General features: G+C 63.8%; 22 protein-coding genes and 1 pseudogene. 11 read left to right on the plus strand and 12 right to left on the minus strand.

Annotated elements, in window-relative coordinates:
- Positions 1–92: 92 nt before the first annotated feature.
- Complete coding sequence (locus ACNJX8_RS15435) at positions 93–758, plus strand: DsbA family oxidoreductase (RefSeq protein WP_439361275.1); 666 nt, start codon at positions 93–95, stop codon at positions 756–758.
- 1 nt (position 759) lies between these two features.
- On the opposite strand, the gene ACNJX8_RS15440 is transcribed toward ACNJX8_RS15435, so the two are convergent.
- The 3 genes from ACNJX8_RS15440 to ACNJX8_RS15450 form a co-directional block, all read right to left on the minus strand.
- Positions 760–1,923: a GNAT family N-acetyltransferase gene (locus ACNJX8_RS15440; protein WP_439361276.1), complete on the minus strand. Its 1,164-nt coding sequence runs from the start codon at positions 1,921–1,923 to the stop codon at positions 760–762.
- Between the two features lie 164 nt (positions 1,924–2,087).
- A complete protein-coding gene (gene ccoG, locus ACNJX8_RS15445) occupies positions 2,088–3,527 on the minus strand; it encodes a cytochrome c oxidase accessory protein CcoG (protein ID WP_128932861.1) in 1,440 nt (479 codons plus the stop codon).
- Positions 3,528–3,559: 32 nt separating this feature from the next.
- On the minus strand, positions 3,560–3,880 hold the full coding sequence (locus tag ACNJX8_RS15450; RefSeq protein ID WP_128932862.1) for an ArsR/SmtB family transcription factor: 321 nt from the start codon (positions 3,878–3,880) through the stop codon (positions 3,560–3,562).
- A gap of 93 nt (positions 3,881–3,973) precedes the next feature.
- On the opposite strand from ACNJX8_RS15450, the gene ACNJX8_RS15455 reads away from it, so the two are divergent.
- The 3 genes from ACNJX8_RS15455 to ACNJX8_RS15465 are packed head-to-tail and all read left to right on the plus strand — an operon-like array spanning position 3,974 to position 5,252.
- Positions 3,974–4,402: a YeeE/YedE family protein gene (locus ACNJX8_RS15455; RefSeq protein WP_439361277.1), complete on the plus strand. Its 429-nt coding sequence runs from the start codon at positions 3,974–3,976 to the stop codon at positions 4,400–4,402.
- Between the two features lie 5 nt (positions 4,403–4,407).
- Complete coding sequence (locus ACNJX8_RS15460; protein WP_439361278.1) at positions 4,408–4,875, plus strand: DUF6691 family protein; 468 nt, start codon at positions 4,408–4,410, stop codon at positions 4,873–4,875.
- Positions 4,876–4,895: 20 nt separating this feature from the next.
- On the plus strand, positions 4,896–5,252 hold the full coding sequence (locus ACNJX8_RS15465) for a carboxymuconolactone decarboxylase family protein (RefSeq protein ID WP_128938715.1): 357 nt from the start codon (positions 4,896–4,898) through the stop codon (positions 5,250–5,252).
- Positions 5,253–5,331: 79 nt separating this feature from the next.
- Here the strand turns inward: ACNJX8_RS15465 and ACNJX8_RS15470 are convergent, their stop codons facing one another.
- Positions 5,332–5,664: a hypothetical protein gene (locus ACNJX8_RS15470; RefSeq protein WP_128932866.1), complete on the minus strand. Its 333-nt coding sequence runs from the start codon at positions 5,662–5,664 to the stop codon at positions 5,332–5,334.
- Positions 5,665–5,774: 110 nt separating this feature from the next.
- Complete coding sequence (locus ACNJX8_RS15475; RefSeq protein WP_439361279.1) at positions 5,775–6,179, minus strand: hypothetical protein; 405 nt, start codon at positions 6,177–6,179, stop codon at positions 5,775–5,777.
- Positions 6,180–6,333: 154 nt separating this feature from the next.
- On the opposite strand from ACNJX8_RS15475, the gene ACNJX8_RS15480 reads away from it, so the two are divergent.
- A complete protein-coding gene (locus ACNJX8_RS15480; RefSeq protein ID WP_091889110.1) occupies positions 6,334–6,564 on the plus strand; it encodes a hypothetical protein in 231 nt (76 codons plus the stop codon).
- A 13-nt stretch (positions 6,565–6,577) separates the two neighbouring features.
- A complete protein-coding gene (locus tag ACNJX8_RS15485; RefSeq protein WP_439361280.1) occupies positions 6,578–8,614 on the plus strand; it encodes a pyrroloquinoline quinone-dependent dehydrogenase in 2,037 nt (678 codons plus the stop codon).
- Between the two features lie 44 nt (positions 8,615–8,658).
- Here ACNJX8_RS15485 and ACNJX8_RS15490 read toward each other — a convergent pair whose 3' ends face one another.
- Positions 8,659–8,901: a PilZ domain-containing protein gene (locus ACNJX8_RS15490; protein ID WP_091889108.1), complete on the minus strand. Its 243-nt coding sequence runs from the start codon at positions 8,899–8,901 to the stop codon at positions 8,659–8,661.
- A 177-nt stretch (positions 8,902–9,078) separates the two neighbouring features.
- Here ACNJX8_RS15490 and ACNJX8_RS15495 point away from each other — a divergent pair.
- A pseudogene (locus ACNJX8_RS15495) lies at positions 9,079–9,374 on the plus strand (HdeA family protein).
- Between the two features lie 81 nt (positions 9,375–9,455).
- Here ACNJX8_RS15495 and ACNJX8_RS15500 read toward each other — a convergent pair.
- The gene (locus ACNJX8_RS15500; RefSeq protein WP_091889104.1) at positions 9,456–9,920 is read right to left on the minus strand and encodes a PaaI family thioesterase; all 465 of its coding nucleotides are present in this window, start codon (positions 9,918–9,920) and stop codon (positions 9,456–9,458) included.
- Positions 9,921–9,957: 37 nt separating this feature from the next.
- Positions 9,958–10,167: a hypothetical protein gene (locus tag ACNJX8_RS15505; RefSeq protein ID WP_164939634.1), complete on the minus strand. Its 210-nt coding sequence runs from the start codon at positions 10,165–10,167 to the stop codon at positions 9,958–9,960.
- A gap of 123 nt (positions 10,168–10,290) precedes the next feature.
- On the opposite strand from ACNJX8_RS15505, the gene ACNJX8_RS15510 reads away from it, so the two are divergent.
- Positions 10,291–10,584 (plus strand): hypothetical protein, encoded by a 294-nt coding sequence (locus ACNJX8_RS15510; RefSeq protein ID WP_128956109.1) that lies wholly within the window; start codon positions 10,291–10,293, stop codon positions 10,582–10,584.
- A 100-nt stretch (positions 10,585–10,684) separates the two neighbouring features.
- Positions 10,685–10,939 (plus strand): hypothetical protein, encoded by a 255-nt coding sequence (locus ACNJX8_RS15515; protein WP_164940180.1) that lies wholly within the window; start codon positions 10,685–10,687, stop codon positions 10,937–10,939.
- 98 nt (positions 10,940–11,037) lie between these two features.
- Here the strand turns inward: ACNJX8_RS15515 and ACNJX8_RS15520 are convergent, their stop codons facing one another.
- A complete protein-coding gene (locus ACNJX8_RS15520) occupies positions 11,038–11,283 on the minus strand; it encodes a DUF6894 family protein (protein WP_128932872.1) in 246 nt (81 codons plus the stop codon).
- A 162-nt stretch (positions 11,284–11,445) separates the two neighbouring features.
- A complete protein-coding gene (locus ACNJX8_RS15525) occupies positions 11,446–11,634 on the minus strand; it encodes a hypothetical protein (RefSeq protein WP_091889179.1) in 189 nt (62 codons plus the stop codon).
- 262 nt (positions 11,635–11,896) lie between these two features.
- Between ACNJX8_RS15525 and ACNJX8_RS15530 the strand changes: the two genes are divergently transcribed.
- On the plus strand, positions 11,897–12,202 hold the full coding sequence (locus ACNJX8_RS15530) for a DUF2798 domain-containing protein (protein WP_245474140.1): 306 nt from the start codon (positions 11,897–11,899) through the stop codon (positions 12,200–12,202).
- A 794-nt stretch (positions 12,203–12,996) separates the two neighbouring features.
- On the opposite strand, the gene ACNJX8_RS15535 is transcribed toward ACNJX8_RS15530, so the two are convergent.
- Positions 12,997–13,164, minus strand: a complete 168-nt coding sequence (locus tag ACNJX8_RS15535; RefSeq protein WP_164934493.1) for a hypothetical protein — start codon at positions 13,162–13,164, stop codon at positions 12,997–12,999.
- Between the two features lie 143 nt (positions 13,165–13,307).
- Here ACNJX8_RS15535 and ACNJX8_RS15540 point away from each other — a divergent pair, with 143 nt between their 5' ends.
- On the plus strand, positions 13,308–13,598 hold the full coding sequence (locus ACNJX8_RS15540; protein WP_439361281.1) for a hypothetical protein: 291 nt from the start codon (positions 13,308–13,310) through the stop codon (positions 13,596–13,598).
- Positions 13,599–13,662: 64 nt separating this feature from the next.
- Here the strand turns inward: ACNJX8_RS15540 and ACNJX8_RS15545 are convergent, their stop codons facing one another.
- Positions 13,663–13,830: a hypothetical protein gene (locus ACNJX8_RS15545; RefSeq protein WP_439361282.1), complete on the minus strand. Its 168-nt coding sequence runs from the start codon at positions 13,828–13,830 to the stop codon at positions 13,663–13,665.
- Positions 13,831–13,925 lie beyond the last annotated feature (95 nt).

Here is a 13,925-nt window from a genome sequence, read left to right on the forward strand (position 1 = left end):
GAAGTCGTGAGCTATGCGGGACGGGCGCCTTGCGCGGCCCCGGGCTCGGCTTATCTTCCGACAGACCCGTAGAATGCCCGAAGGAGGCGCCCATGAGCACGCTGAAACCGCTCCAGATCGACGTCGTCTCCGACGTGGTGTGCCCCTGGTGCTATATCGGCAAGCACCGGATCGAGAGCGCGTTGGCGCTCGTGCCCGATGTTCCGGTCAAGCTCAATTTTCGCCCGTTCTTCCTCAATCCCTGGGTGCCGCGCGAGGGCATCAGCCGTGAGGATTATCTCACCAAGAAGTTCGGCTCGGTCGAAGCTTACAAAGGCATTGCCGGGCGCGTCGTCGCAGCTGCGAGCGAGGAGGGCCTCGTCTACCGGCCCGAGATGGTGGCGCGTCAACCCAACACGACCGACTGCCATCGCCTGATCCTCTGGGCCGAGGCAATCGGCAAGGCGCCCGAGATGAAGCAGCGCCTGATGGAGCTCTATTTCCGCGACGGCGGCGATCTCACCGACGTGAACGTGCTGGTGCAGGCAGCCGCCGATGTCGGCCTCGATGCCGACGACGTGCGCGAGCGCCTCGCCACCGACAAGGACGTCGCGCGCGTTTCGGCGGACGCGCAGGAGGCCGCCGAGAAAGGCATCTCCGGCGTGCCGACCTATGTGTTCGCACAGAAATACGCCGTCTCCGGCGCGCAGGATCCGAACTTGCTCGCCCGCGCGATCCGCCAGGTCTCGGCGGAGATCAACGCGCAGGCGGCGGAGTAGTCTATTTGCGGAGTCGATGGACCACACGTCGCGCGGCCTGGTGCGCGACGTTGAGGCCGGCCAGCGCGGCATGAATGAGCGCGACGACCGGATCATTCCGCCGTAGCGGGATCAGCACGTCACCGATCGCGAAGCGTCCTCGCCAGATCGGATTAATCATGGGGTGATCGGCGCACGCCATCGAATCCGCGCTGGCGATGGCGGGATCGGCGCAGAGATGGCGGGTGAGGTCGAGCGTGAGCTGCACGCCGGGCGAATATTTCGCAAAGCGCTCGTCGATGCCGAGCTTGAAGAAGAAGGCGCGGTCCTGATGGCGCAGCACAATGCCGGCGGCGACCGGTATCGTTCCAGCGCGTAGCGTGATGATCTCGCATTGCGCGGTTTCCGCCAGCGTCGCGACGGCGCGGCGGATGAAGCTCGCATCGCCCGCATGCTGGATCAGCGCGGTGCCGCGCTCGCCCTTCCAGCCGCTGGCCTCGAGTTGCAGGAACGTTTCGAGCGCCGGTCCGATCTCGTTGCGCCCTCGCGCGACCTCGAACGCGACGGGGCCGGTTTCTTCGAGCCGATGGCGCTGGCGCCGCAGCTCCTTGAGCTTCCTGGCACCGAGTGCCTCGCGCAAGAGCGTCTCGCCGTCATGCGTCGCATCGAGGCTGGCGCGGATGTAGGAGCTGAGCAGGCGCGGCTTCAGGCCATCACGATTCAGAACCTGATTGAGAGCGGTCATCGCAGCGCCGTCGAGCGCGACGTCATTCAGCACGAGCGCATGGGCTCCGGCCTCGCGCGCCTGCTGCAACAGACGCGTGGCGGCCTCGATTGGGGCGTCACGGTCGATCAGCGGGCTGCACAGCGTGCCATAGGGATGCGCGCTCACCAGCGCGGGCAGGGGAATTTTCCAGGCGCGCCAGAGCGAGATCACCGGCATCAGCCCGATCAGTCGCGTCGAAGATGCGTCGAGTGCGGCAAGCGCTGAGGCCTCGGTGCGGCCGCGCGCGGTCGCGCTGACGGCAAGCTCCCAGCCCGGCAGGTAATAGCCGTTCGGTTCGATCGTGCGTTGCGCCAGCGCACGCCATTGACCGGGGTCGATGGAGGTGAGCGGAACGCGCGCGCGTGCGGCATCCCATGTCGATGCCGGATTGCTCGCTGTCTCCTGCGCGATGTCGACCACGTCCAGTCGTCCCCGTTCACGCGGTCCAAGGCCGCGTTACGGCGATGCTTAGCGCAAAGATTGGAAAATACCGTTGGGACGCTGCCTCAATTCGAGCGGTAGCGTTAACGTCTCGTTGAGCATCTGAGCGGTGGCGAGCCGTCGGGTGCGTTGCCGGAGGCTTGCTACTGGTCACCCGGGACGAAATGGTCGCGGGCGCTTGCCCGTCCGCCCCCGGCGGTGTCCGAGATCGTGATGTCGATGTCGCGGGACGTCTGTGGCAAATGTGCCGGGCCGACCTGCACGGATAAGCGCACCTCCCGGGTTTGATCCTGGCCGACCGCGACGACCGGCTTGCCGTCCGGCCCGGCCTCGATGCCGGCGACGCGACTGGTCGCGCCGGGTAGTCCGGAGATCTCGAGCACAAACGATCGTTCTGCGCCCTTGTTGAGGATGCGCACGATATAGTCGTTGCGCACCCCGCCATCCGAGAGCTGGACGAAGAGGGGATTGCGCTCGTGCAGCACGTTGACGTCCATGGTCGCGCGCGTCGCGAGTGCGTAGAGCATGATGCTGCCGACGATTGCGATTGCTGCCGCGTAGATCAGCGTGCGCGGGCGGATGATGCGATAGATCGGCGGCTTGCCGTCGCGCCGGCGCTGCATGTTGATGTCGGTGTCGTAGCCGATCAGGCCGGCGGGCCGACCGATCTCGCGCATGATGTTGTCGCAGGCATCGATGCACAGGCCGCACTGGATGCAGCCGAGCTGGATTCCGTGGCGGATATCCACGCCTGTCGGGCAGACATTGATGCACTGGTGGCAGTCGACACAGTCGCCGGCGACGTCGCCATGGGCGCGGGCGACTTCCGCCTTCTTCACCGACATGCGCGGCTCGCCGCGGTCGCGGCGATAGGTGACGTTCAGCGCCCATTCGTCGGTTAGCGCCGCCTGGATGCGGGGCCACGGGCACATGTAGATGCACATCTGCTCGCGAGCATGGCCTGCGAAGACATAGGTTGTGGCAGTCAGGATGCCGATCCAGAGATAGGCGATGAATGGCGCCTGGAACGTCGCGAGCTCCTTCACCAGCGTCGGCGCATCGGCGAAATAGAGCACCCAGGCGCCGCCGGTCCACCAGGCGATCATGATCCAGAGGAAGTGCTTCAGGGCAACTTTTCGGATGTGATCGAATGTCCAGCCGCGCTTGTCGCCCTGCATGCGCTCGCGCCGGTCGCCCTCGATCCAGCGCTCCACTGCGTAGAACAAGTCGGTCCATACCGTCTGCGGACACATGTAGCCGCACCACAGCCGGCCTGCGACCGCGTTCATCAGGAACAGCGTCATCGCCGCGATGATCAGCAGACCGGTGAAATAGTAGACTTCCTGCGGCCACAGCTCGATGAAGAAAAAATAGAAACGGCGATGCGGGAAGTCGATCAGCACGGCCTGATCCGGCAGGCCGGGGCCGCGATTCCAGCGTACGAACGGCAGCAGATAATAGGTGCCGAGCGTGACGCAGAGGATCGCCCATTTAATGCGGCGGAAGGGCCCGCGAACCGACTGCGGATAGACCTTCTTGCGCTTCTCGTAGAGAGGTCCCTCGATGAAAGTATCGTCGGTCATGCCGCGCTCCCGGCGTTATTGCCAGCGAAGATCTATTCCGGTGCGCAGAAGAGGCGGTACAGAGTCTCCAGCACCGAGCGGACCTCCTGGCTCGCGATGCTGTAGTATATCGTCTGACCCTCCCGTCTGGGTTTGACCAGGCTCAATGCACGCATCTTTCCGAGATGCTGGGATAGTGCCGCCGACGACAGGCCCGCGATGTCGGCGAGCTCGCCGACGGACTTTTCGCCATCCAGCATGTTGCAGAGAACCAGGAGCCGTTTTGGGTTACCCATGGCGGCGAGGAGGCGGGAGGCCTCCTCGGCCTTCTCCTCCAGAGCGAGCAATTCTTGATTCCGGGGCTTGCGCTTCATGGATGCTATATATATTAGTATATTCGAAAATAAGAAATAACTAAATCGTTTGTGCGAGGGTTCCTGAAGGTGCTCTCGCTGCGGAGGGTTCTGATGGTTTCGACATCATTTACGCCGATCGCCTCCCTCGTCGGCGGTGCACTGATCGGGTTGTCCGCCGTTCTGCTGATGTGGGCGAACGGACGTATCGCCGGCGTCAGCGGCATCGCGGCACGGCTGTTTCCGCCTTACGAGGACGGCGAGTTCGCCGGCCGGCTCGCCTTCGTCGCCGGTCTCGTCGCCGCACCCGTGCTGGTCCTGTTCGTCACCGGAAGTCTTCCGGCGCAGACGATAGCGGCCGGGCCGGCCGTTTTGATCGTCGGCGGGTTGCTTACCGGTTTCGGTTCGGTGTGGGGCAGTGGCTGCACCTCCGGCCATGGCGTCTGCGGCCTGTCGCGGCTCTCGGCGCGCTCACTGGTTGCGACCATCACCTTCATGGCGACCGGCGTTGCGACAGTCTTCGTGATGCGGCACTGGAGCTGACGCCGATGGCTATCCTGGTTCAATTCGTCGTCGGCCTGATCTTCGGTCTCGGCCTCATCGTGTCCGGCATGTCGAACCCGGCCAAGGTTCTGAACTTCCTCGACATCGGCGGCATTTCGGCGGGAACGTGGGATGCGAGCCTTGCCTTCGTGATGGCCGGTGCGATCGCGGTGACCTTCATCGGCTTCAACGGCGTCCTGAGGCGTGCGCGTCCGTTCTTCGCTGAACGGTTCTATCTTCCCACGCGAAGGGACATCGATCCCAGGATCATCGCAGGTCCCGCGATCTTCGGCATCGGCTGGGGACTGGCAGGCTTCTGTCCGGGACCGGCGCTGACCGCGCTCGGTTTTGGATCGGTGTCCGCCGTGATCTTTGTCGCGGCGATGAGTGCCGGCATGGTGCTGGCGCGCTTCATCGCCCGCTTGCCGTCGCTGACGCGCTTCGTCACGCCTGCCGATCCGCTCGAAACCTGAAGTAACCCGGAGAGTAAATCATGGACAAGAATTATCCCGAGATCACCCGACAAATCTCGGCCAACATGCGCAAGCTCCGGAGCGACATTCCCGAGACCATGAAGGGATTTGCCGCACTCGCTCAGGCGGCCACGCACGACGGCGCGCTCGACAAGAAGACGAAGGAGCTGATCGCGCTGGCGCTTGGCGTCGCTGCGCATTGCGACGGCTGCATTGGCTTTCACGCCGAAGCGCTCGTCAAGCTCGGCGCGACGCGTCAGGAGGTCGAGGAGACGCTCGGCATGGCGGTCTATATGGGCGGCGGTCCGTCGCTGATGTACGCTGCGGACGCGATCGCGGCCTACGAGCAGTTTCAGCAGCAATCGGTTGTTGCCTAGTTGCGGTCATTCGATACGATCATGCGAACGGGACCGGGCGAGTTGTCTCGTCCGGTCCCGGCCATCAAGCCTTCATCGATTACCAGCGGTCGTCGACACCGACGCCAACGCTGACGCCAGGTGCGCGAATGCCGACGCCGGCGCGCGGACCGTCATCCCAATCGCGATGGTAGGTCCGACGTTCATAATAGCGTTCGCGCGGCATGTAGTCATAGGAATCTCGCACGATCACACGCGAACCGCTGCGCGTGCGATAGCAGCGGCCGGCGTCGTCGCAGACAAGTCGTACCTGCTGGACGAGATCCGGATTGGTGTACTCGCTGCTCGTGTAGATGTCGGAAGCCTTCGCACTCGATGCGGCTGCCAAAGCACCGACGCCCGCCAACAGCGCAACAGTCAACGTCCTCATCATGTCCTCCTCGAAACTGCCCTCGGCGGTAACAAGAAAGGGAGGCGGTGTTCGTTCCCGTCGGCGATGCTGCTTTTTCCCCGGAACCGCAGCTTCGTTAGAGCGATTTGTTCCTAAATCGGCTGGTAAGTCTCGGTCCCGCAGATGTCGTCGGCTTCCGCACGCCGGCGGTCGACGACCCTTCCGCCGGTGATGGTCACGATGTAGGTCTGGGCGCCCAGCGACGTACCGGTCGCGGAGGTGAGCTGCGCGCGGACGCAGGCCATCCAGCCCGGTCCTCGCACCTCGCGATGGGGCGGGGCGACGTGCACCTCGCGCGGATAGGACGTGTTCAGGAAGACCACGTCGATCTGCTCACGCACCACGCGCTTGACGTCGGGGGCCGGCTCGGGCGGCGGTTGCTCGGCTTCCTTCATGCGCATGAACTCGGGCACCGGCGCGCGGCTGTCGGCAAAGCCGCAGGCACCGAGTGCGAACGCGCCGGCGAGCAGCGCCGCATGAGCAATGATCCGCAACATACCTGAAGGTCCCCCCTGCGCGCCAACACATAGGCACGAATGCGATCAGGCGAAGTCCCGCCCGATCAAGATTTGCTGAAGTCTTGGAACCCGCGGCATTTGCTATTTCGCGATTGCAGGCTAGCTTGTACCCCAGGCGAGGGGGATTGCATTCATGAGGATTCTGGTGATAGCGGCCGCGGTGCTGGCGCTGGCGGGAAGCGTGGCTCAGGCGCAGATGGGCGCCGGCAGCAAGCGCCATGGCAACGACGCCAAGGCGGACAACAAGCCCAAGGTCGACGAAAAGGCCTACAAGGCCGCGCTCGAGCGCATTCCCGAGCCCAAGGAAAAGTACGATCCGTGGGGTGGGGCCCGCCCCAGCGAACCCGCCAAGAAGTCGAAATAGAACGAGGCGGGCGTTGCGGATCCACCTGCGCGTTGCTGCCGCATTCGTTACGCTCCTGTCGTTTGCCGTGCCGCCGTCTTTCGCCTGGGAGAGCTGGGGCGGCGATCCCGGCGGTTCGCGCTTCTCGCCATTGCGGGAGATCTCGCCGGGCAATGTCGGCCAGCTCGTCCGCGCCTTCGATTATCACACCGGCGATCTCACGGCACGCTCGCCCGAGCTGATGCGGCGAACCAAATTCCAGGCGACGCCGCTGTTCGTCGAAGGCAGCCTGATCTTCTGCACGCCCTTCAACGAGGTCATCGCGCTCGATCCCGGCACGGGCGCGCAGAAATGGCGCTATGATCCGAAGATCGCGATCAACCAGCGCCCCGCCAATCGCTATGTCTGCCGCGGCGTCACCTATTGGGTCGACGATACGGCACCGCCGGATGCCGCCTGCCGCGCGCGCATCTTCATGGGCACGAACGACGTCCGCCTGATCGCGCTCGATGCGAAGACAGGCGTTCCCTGTACCGGTTTTGGCAATGGCGGGGAGATCAAGCTCGATATCGGAATGGCCCTGGAATGGCCGGGCGAATTCCAGATCACCTCGCCGCCGGCGGTCGGCCGCGGTGTCGTCGTAGTCGGATCTGCGATCGGCGACAACCGCCGTGTCGACGCGCCGAGCGGCGTGGTGCGAGCGTTCGATGCGCGCAGCGGCCAGCCACGCTGGACCTTCGAGCCGCTCGAGCGCGAAGGCATCGAAGCCGGTCACGCCAATGTCTGGGCGCCGATGTCGGTCGATGACGCGCGCGGACTCGTATTCCTGCCGACGTCGTCGCCCTCGCCGGATTTCTGGGGCGGCAAGCGGCCGGGCAACAACGAGCACGCCAATTCGGTGGTCGCGCTGCACATCGAGACCGGCGAACTCGTATGGGCCTTTCAGATCGTGCATCACGATGTCTGGGACTACGATCTGGCGGCGCAACCGACGCTGGCGCGCCTCGACACGGGCGAGGGCCAGCGCGACGTCGTGATCCAGCCGACCAAGCAGGGTTTTGTCTTCGTGCTCGATCGCGACACCGGCAAGCCGGTCTGGCCCGTTGAGGAGCGCGCCGTGCCGCAGGACGGCGCGGAAGGGGAAAGATTGTCGCCGACCCAGCCGTTCCCGACGCACGTGCCCGCGCTGACGTCGCAGACGATCTCGACCGATGATGCGCTCGCGCTATTGCCTGCGCTGCGTCGCTCGTCCTGCGAGCGGCAATTCGCGGAGGCGCACAATGAGGGCCTGTTCACGCCGCCTTCGAGGCAGGGCACGCTGTTGTTTCCATTCACCGGTGGCGGGGTGAACTGGGGCAGTGCGGCCTTCGATCCGGTCAGCCAGATCCTCTACGCCAACACCAGCCGCGCCGTGCATCGCGTCAAGCTGATCCCGCGCGCGGAAGCTGTCGGGTTCAATCCGCCGCCCGGTCATGATTTCGGCCAGCAGCGTGGCACGCCGTTCGCGATGACGCGCGCGGTGGTGATGTCGCCGCTCGGTTTGCTCTGCAACAAGCCGCCCTGGGGCGAGATGGTCGCGGTCGATCTGAAGGCCGGAAAAGTCCTCTGGCGTTCGACGGTCGGCACCACCGAGGATCTTGCACCGCTCGGCGTGCCGCTGCCGTGGGGCGCGCCGCTCGTCAACGGGCTCGCGGTCACCGCAGGCGGGCTCGTCTTCACCGGAGCGATGGACGCCTATTTGCGCGCCTTCGATGCGCGGAGCGGCAGGGAGCTGTGGCAGGGCCGGTTGCCGGTCCCGGGTGTCGCCAATCCCATGACCTATCTCTGGCAGGGCGAGCAATATGTCGCGATCGGCGCCGGCGGCCACTCCGAGGCAGGCACTTCGATCGGCGACAGCGTCGTTGCGTTTCGCCTGGCGCGGCCGGGCGAGGCACCATCGCTATGGTCGCGCACCATCGATCGTCCCGGCGGACGATTTCTTGCGGCGTCCTCAGTGATCGCGCTCGCGGTCGTCGCGTTTGCGATTGCAAGCCTGCGCTGGCGTCGCCGCCGTCGTATCGCGCGATCATGATCGTGTTGTGGATGCGATGCGAACGATCGTTCACATCGCGCGCGCTATTGCACGAAAGCAAGGCCGACGCGTTTGTCGCTGCGCCACACGGGGCGGCAAGTCCGCACGAAATTGTCGCACGAAATCGATAGCTTGAAGCTCTGCGGCAGCGTTGTGGGACCGTCGAGATCGACGGCAGCGCCGCCGGTCGATATGTTTCTCACCGTGCATGCGATTCCGCTATTTTCAAAGGTGATCCTGCCCCCCTTGAAAACACGGTGACGCTGCGTTGCACGCCTCTCAATCATCTGCGTCCATCCACAATGACCATTGTGAAATAGCGCATAGAAATTACCTTGAACTCAACTCAATACTGGCGCTACTTGCACAGCGCTTCAGGCTTCGTTTACCACGTTGACGCGGACAATCTCTCCGCCGACTTTCCTGACAAGCCCTTTATGGCGTTCGCGCCGATGGAGATACTGATGAAGACCATGCTTTCGATTCTGTTCGCTGCAGCGCTCTCGCTGTCGTCCATGCCCGCCCACGCCATCAAGTGGGACCTCTCGACCATGAGCTGCAAGCAATTTCTCGAGAGCGGCGAAGACAACATCCAAGTCGTACTGACCTGGATGGACGGCTGGTACAAGGGCGACGAGGACAACGCGATCATCGACACCGACGTGTTCATCCAGAACGCCAAGAAGTTCGGCGCCTATTGCGGAAAAAAAATCCGAACGTCAGCATCGTGACCGCGGCCGACGAGGTGCTCGGCAAGTAACGTTCCCTGTCTCGACATGGGATTCGTCGAGAGCCGCATTGCGCCTGGCGCTTCCGCGGCTCTCTCCTTTTCAAAGCACGATCAGCCCGGCAGCATCGCGAACGCGCTCGACACCATCGCAATCGGCTTGTTGTCGGAGGCCGAGAGCAGCGTGACGCGGCCAAAGCTCATGGTGCGCCCGAGCCGCACCACGCGGGCATCCGCCAGCACGTCCGAGGAGGAGGCTGCGCGCATGAAATGCGTGGTTTGGTCGACCGTGGTCATCGGGCGATAGCCGCGGTTGGCGGCGAGGATCGCGATCACCATCGCGGTGTCGGCGAGCGCCATCAGCGCCTGGCCGCAGACCACGCCGCCGTTCCGGCACAGCCGTTCCGAAAACGGCATGCGCAGCAGGGCACCCGGCTGCCAGTCCGGCGCATCCGCCGGCTGTGCGTGCTCGATGCGCTCGACCGAGAGGTCGAGATCCTGGACCCAGGGCGCAAAGACTTCGCCGAGGATGCGTTTGGCGTCAGTGATGCCGAACTCGGCGTCTGGCTGCGTTTGCATTGCTGTCGTTCCCTCCATTATGGCCGGATGTTTCGCCTCATTCTGCGCGCATCGGCGCGGCAAAGTCACCCGGTCTGGCGCCGGTCTCTTCGGCTTGAAAATGCCCGACTTCGCCCGATATGATGGCGCGCTTGGGTACGGGTGGATGATGTTGCGTCGATGTGTCCTGGTCTTTTGTCTGGCTGCGCTCGGCCTTGCGCTGAACGGGTGCACCAAATGCGGCCCGATCTGGGACGACTGGCTGCATGCGCCGAAATCGTGCAGATCGGACCGGCTCTAGCGGCCAGGCGGCGCTGAGGTCGCGGTCGGCCGCGACAAGGATGACGAGGCGCGGGCGATCCGCGCTTCATGGATGATCAAGGAGTGGATGATGAAGCTTTTCCGTTTGGCCGCGGTGCTGGCCGTGCTGGCGGGACCGGCCTACGCGCAAATGCCCAATCTCAATTTGCTGCAGGAAGGCCCGGGCAAGACCCCCGAGGAGAAGGCCGCGGACGCCGAGCGTGAAAAGGCCTACAAGGAAACGCTGAAGAAGATTCCGGACTCCAAGGCATCCAACGATCCCTGGGGCGGCATGCGCGCCGATCCGCCGAAACAATCGGCGGCGCCGAAGGCCTCGGCCGCGACCAGCGCGTCGAAGAAGAAATCCGGCACGGCCGCCAATTGACCTGCCACCGCCCGGGGGGCGGGCCTCCGGGTGGGACTCCTCTTTGCCCTGCCGGCCTCCTACATCTCGCAAGAGAGTATTGCGTAGAGGAGGACGGGACATGGCCGATCGTCCGCGGGATCTCGCCGAACGGATGGCGCGCCGGCGCAAGATGGGCGGCAAGCCGGACCATGCGACCGGCGACGGCTATCTGCGTGAGACCTTCACGCTGCCGCGCGCAGCGGCAAGGGCGAGGGCGGAGGCCTTCTTCGCCCGCTACCCCAAGGCCGGCTATATGAGCGCGGTCGAGACCTGGCGCGAATTGCCCGGTGGCGACATCGAATTCACCATGCGGCGGCTGCCCAGCGCGGATTAGAGTATGATCCGGAAAAAGTGTGCAGCGGATTTCCGGAAAGATCATGCTCAAACAAGAGCCTAAAGCGCGATGACGATTCGTCCTAATCGCATCGCGCTTTAGGGCCTCACCTTTTCGATCGTTTCTGCGACGATGCGGATCCGGAATACGGGCTCCTTGGCCTCGTCCAGCAGCTCCATGTGCCATTCGGAATTTTGCTGAAGCTTGCGGGCGATGCCGGCGGCCATGTCGGCGCAGACGCTGGTCATCTCCTTCCAGGCCGAATCGCGATCGTCAAATTCGCTTGCCTGGTCCGCGCAGCCGGAATAACGGCCGTTCCGGATTCGAAAGAAGTAGAGCGGCATGGCTGGCACCGATCACGCGTGACGGCCCAACCCCAAGGCCACGGGCGCGCAGTGCAATCCCAAACCTCGATCAGATCAATTCCGGGCGGCTACGGGATAAATCCCCTGGGGCGCTGCGCCGCCGCTGATCTCACCCAGACGGGCGGGTTCAGGCCGTCTTGCTCAGGCCGTCTTGCGCTCGATGGCCTTCAGCTCGCGGTCGATACGCAGCTGCACCCGCCGGATCGCCAAGAGGTCGATCTTTGTCTCAGTTCTGCCGGTCTTGATTTGGTCGCCGATTCGGAACTGCCACTGCCAAATTCCCGGAACTGCCGTCTTGGCGACGGTGAACTCGACGCCCCTGTGATTCATGGTCACCTCCCACGATTCACCTTCCATGCCCGTAACATGTTGGGCGTCATCATATGCCCGCAACAAGTGAAATCTGTCGATAAGTCCCGGACCGTTGACGGAAACCGCGAGGGCGCGCATTCCGAAGCAAACGAGGTCGGATTCGGCGCCGCTTGCGCGCCGCCCCGGAACTCTGTTCATGGTCGGAGAACCACGGAACAATCCGCGCGCGACGGCATGGGCCTTGCTTGGCCCGATGACGGCAAGCAACCATGGGCGCCTCATGCTCGGCATTCCCCGCCGCTACTCTCATTTCGTCTTCGGCATCATCCAGTCCGGACTGACCTCGCTGATCGCGGCAGGCATCGCCAGCCTTCCTGCAGGCAGCGCGATGGTCTTCCTCGGGCACTGGATGGTGTCGTGGCTGATCGCGTGGGCTGCGATGCTGCCGATCGTGCTGCTGGCGGCGCCCGCGATCCGCGCCGTCTCGCTGCGGCTGACGCGGGAGGAGAAGGAGCTGCGAACCGGTAGCTATGAAAAAACCCCGCCTGGGGAGAGCCAAGCGGGGCAAAGAGTTGTTGGAGGCTGAGGTGCTGGGCTGCAACACCATAGCCAAGAGACCCTAACTGGTTCGACTTACGTCAGCCTGACAGGGCGCCAAAGCGGAGCGGGGCCGGCGTCGGCGTCCCGTTCGTCGCGCCGCGTTCGTCCATGCCCGCAAACAGAAAACCCCGCTCGCGGGGAGCGGGGTCGTCGGCTGGGTATGGAGACCCGGTGTTGGTCCACCGGGCACGACGAGACTAGGCGATCAGGCTTACACGCGCCTGACGGTGTCTGTGCAAGTCGCGATCGCGCGGGCCGCAGACTGGCCTCGCGCCCGTCCCAATTTCGACATCCGGCCGCACAACTGGCGACACACGGGTCGGCAAGATTCCACACCGTCCGGCGCAGCCATGGGGGAAACGTGGCGCGGCGGCAACGGGGTGGCATCATGGATAACGTAGAGCGGTCTTTCGCCGCCGCGACGGCGGCTGGCTTCGTCGTGCTGGTGATCGGCCTCGTGCTGCTGGCGCTGCTGTAAGGCGGCATCAAGCGCAGGTGCGGGGAGGCGGCCGGAGCTCCGCGCCGGCGCGCTTCGCCGATGGTGAATGGGCACCAATCTTTCAAAAAGGAGGAAAACAACCCCATGCACAGTAGGCTGTGCGGCGATTTCGTCATTCCATCAATGGCTTACTGGAAGTATTTAGATGCCATAATCACGCGGGATGCTCAGCCAAGCGTATCCCGGCGCGCGATGCTAGATTCCCGCGCGGTCAACGGCGGCCGCTAGCGGCGGTCAGGTTCTGCAGCGTGCCCAGGCGCTACCGCTCGCCGTCGTGGGCCTTAGTGGACCTTGATCTCGCCGAGAGGCAACCGCAGCTCGGCGGCGCGCTCGTCACGGTCCTTCTTGCGAAACTCGTTTTCCTTGCGCTCGAACTTGATCATCTCCTCCTGCGCGGCCTCCAGGAGGTGGTTGCGCCTGATGGCGCCGTGGTGTGTGTCTTCAGTCATGCCAGGGGTCCCCAGAGTTGCGGTCCCATCCCGAAGAAGGCCACAGACCGCTAAAAGGTTCGGTGCCTCAGGATTAAGGATTTATGACGGCGCTTGGGCCCGTGCGTCTTTGATGCGCGTCAGTTTCGGACGAGGATCCCATCGTGGCAGAGCAGACGCTCACAGCGTTCATGCCGAGGGCAAATGCGCGTGCACGTCTGGTCAGGACGCGCGCGCCGACGAAAGCGACGATCGCGCTCACCCGATCTCGCAGGAATGATTCCAAGCATGGCGTGAAACGAAAGAGGCCGCCGAGGCGGCCCTCGGCGGCTTCATCTGCTGGCCTGCTGAAGCATGATCCGGACCCGAAGGGCCGCGTTGGCGCAAAGCGTGCAGCGGTTTTTCTCGCGATAAAGGTGGACCGCGTTTGCGCGGAGATCATGCTCAAACAATAATCGAAAGCGCGATGACGATGCTTCGTCATCTCATCGCGCGTTAGTGGCAGGGCTTGCCAAGCATCTACGCGTACCGGCTGTGGCAACCGTCGTGCAATTGCGATTTCTTCGTAATTTTTGCACCGACTTTCGGAGCGCCCGATGAGATCGGAGTGTTCGATGTCTGCGCTTGCGTCGAGGCCGAGCCGACGAAGATGGCCAGGGCCACAACGATCTTGAAAACCGATTTCATCACACCTCCTGGATTCAAGGGTACGAAATATAACGCTACATATACTAGCGTTACAAAAAGTAGCATTCAGGCGCAAGAGATCCAGCGAAACGCCA

Source organism: Bradyrhizobium sp. SPXBL-04 (assembly GCF_051853035.1).
Classification (GTDB): domain Bacteria; phylum Pseudomonadota; class Alphaproteobacteria; order Rhizobiales; family Xanthobacteraceae; genus Bradyrhizobium; species Bradyrhizobium zhanjiangense.

Excerpts from the sequence above, each read along its gene's own strand:
- ACNJX8_RS15435 (WP_439361275.1), top strand. The coding sequence starts at position 93 with ATGAGCACGCTGAAACCGCTCCAGATCGACGTCGTCTCCGACGTGGTG.
- ccoG (WP_128932861.1), bottom strand. The coding sequence starts at position 3,527 with ATGACCGACGATACTTTCATCGAGGGACCTCTCTACGAGAAGCGCAAG.
- ACNJX8_RS15520 (WP_128932872.1), bottom strand. The coding sequence starts at position 11,283 with ATGCCGCTCTACTTCTTTCGAATCCGGAACGGCCGTTATTCCGGCTGC.
- ACNJX8_RS15500 (WP_091889104.1), bottom strand. The coding sequence starts at position 9,920 with ATGCAAACGCAGCCAGACGCCGAGTTCGGCATCACTGACGCCAAACGC.
- ACNJX8_RS15545 (WP_439361282.1), bottom strand. The coding sequence starts at position 13,830 with ATGAAATCGGTTTTCAAGATCGTTGTGGCCCTGGCCATCTTCGTCGGC.
- ACNJX8_RS15455 (WP_439361277.1), top strand. The coding sequence starts at position 3,974 with ATGGTTTCGACATCATTTACGCCGATCGCCTCCCTCGTCGGCGGTGCA.
- ACNJX8_RS15460 (WP_439361278.1), top strand. The coding sequence starts at position 4,408 with ATGGCTATCCTGGTTCAATTCGTCGTCGGCCTGATCTTCGGTCTCGGC.
- ACNJX8_RS15515 (WP_164940180.1), top strand. The coding sequence starts at position 10,685 with ATGGCCGATCGTCCGCGGGATCTCGCCGAACGGATGGCGCGCCGGCGC.
- ACNJX8_RS15450 (WP_128932862.1), bottom strand. The coding sequence starts at position 3,880 with ATGAAGCGCAAGCCCCGGAATCAAGAATTGCTCGCTCTGGAGGAGAAG.
- ACNJX8_RS15530 (WP_245474140.1), top strand. The coding sequence starts at position 11,897 with ATGCTCGGCATTCCCCGCCGCTACTCTCATTTCGTCTTCGGCATCATC.
- ACNJX8_RS15535 (WP_164934493.1), bottom strand. The coding sequence starts at position 13,164 with ATGACTGAAGACACACACCACGGCGCCATCAGGCGCAACCACCTCCTG.
- ACNJX8_RS15470 (WP_128932866.1), bottom strand. The coding sequence starts at position 5,664 with ATGATGAGGACGTTGACTGTTGCGCTGTTGGCGGGCGTCGGTGCTTTG.
- ACNJX8_RS15475 (WP_439361279.1), bottom strand. The coding sequence starts at position 6,179 with ATGTTGCGGATCATTGCTCATGCGGCGCTGCTCGCCGGCGCGTTCGCA.
- ACNJX8_RS15480 (WP_091889110.1), top strand. The coding sequence starts at position 6,334 with ATGAGGATTCTGGTGATAGCGGCCGCGGTGCTGGCGCTGGCGGGAAGC.
- ACNJX8_RS15465 (WP_128938715.1), top strand. The coding sequence starts at position 4,896 with ATGGACAAGAATTATCCCGAGATCACCCGACAAATCTCGGCCAACATG.
- ACNJX8_RS15505 (WP_164939634.1), bottom strand. The coding sequence starts at position 10,167 with ATGCAGCCAGTCGTCCCAGATCGGGCCGCATTTGGTGCACCCGTTCAG.
- ACNJX8_RS15490 (WP_091889108.1), bottom strand. The coding sequence starts at position 8,901 with ATGATTGAGAGGCGTGCAACGCAGCGTCACCGTGTTTTCAAGGGGGGC.
- ACNJX8_RS15525 (WP_091889179.1), bottom strand. The coding sequence starts at position 11,634 with ATGAATCACAGGGGCGTCGAGTTCACCGTCGCCAAGACGGCAGTTCCG.
- ACNJX8_RS15510 (WP_128956109.1), top strand. The coding sequence starts at position 10,291 with ATGAAGCTTTTCCGTTTGGCCGCGGTGCTGGCCGTGCTGGCGGGACCG.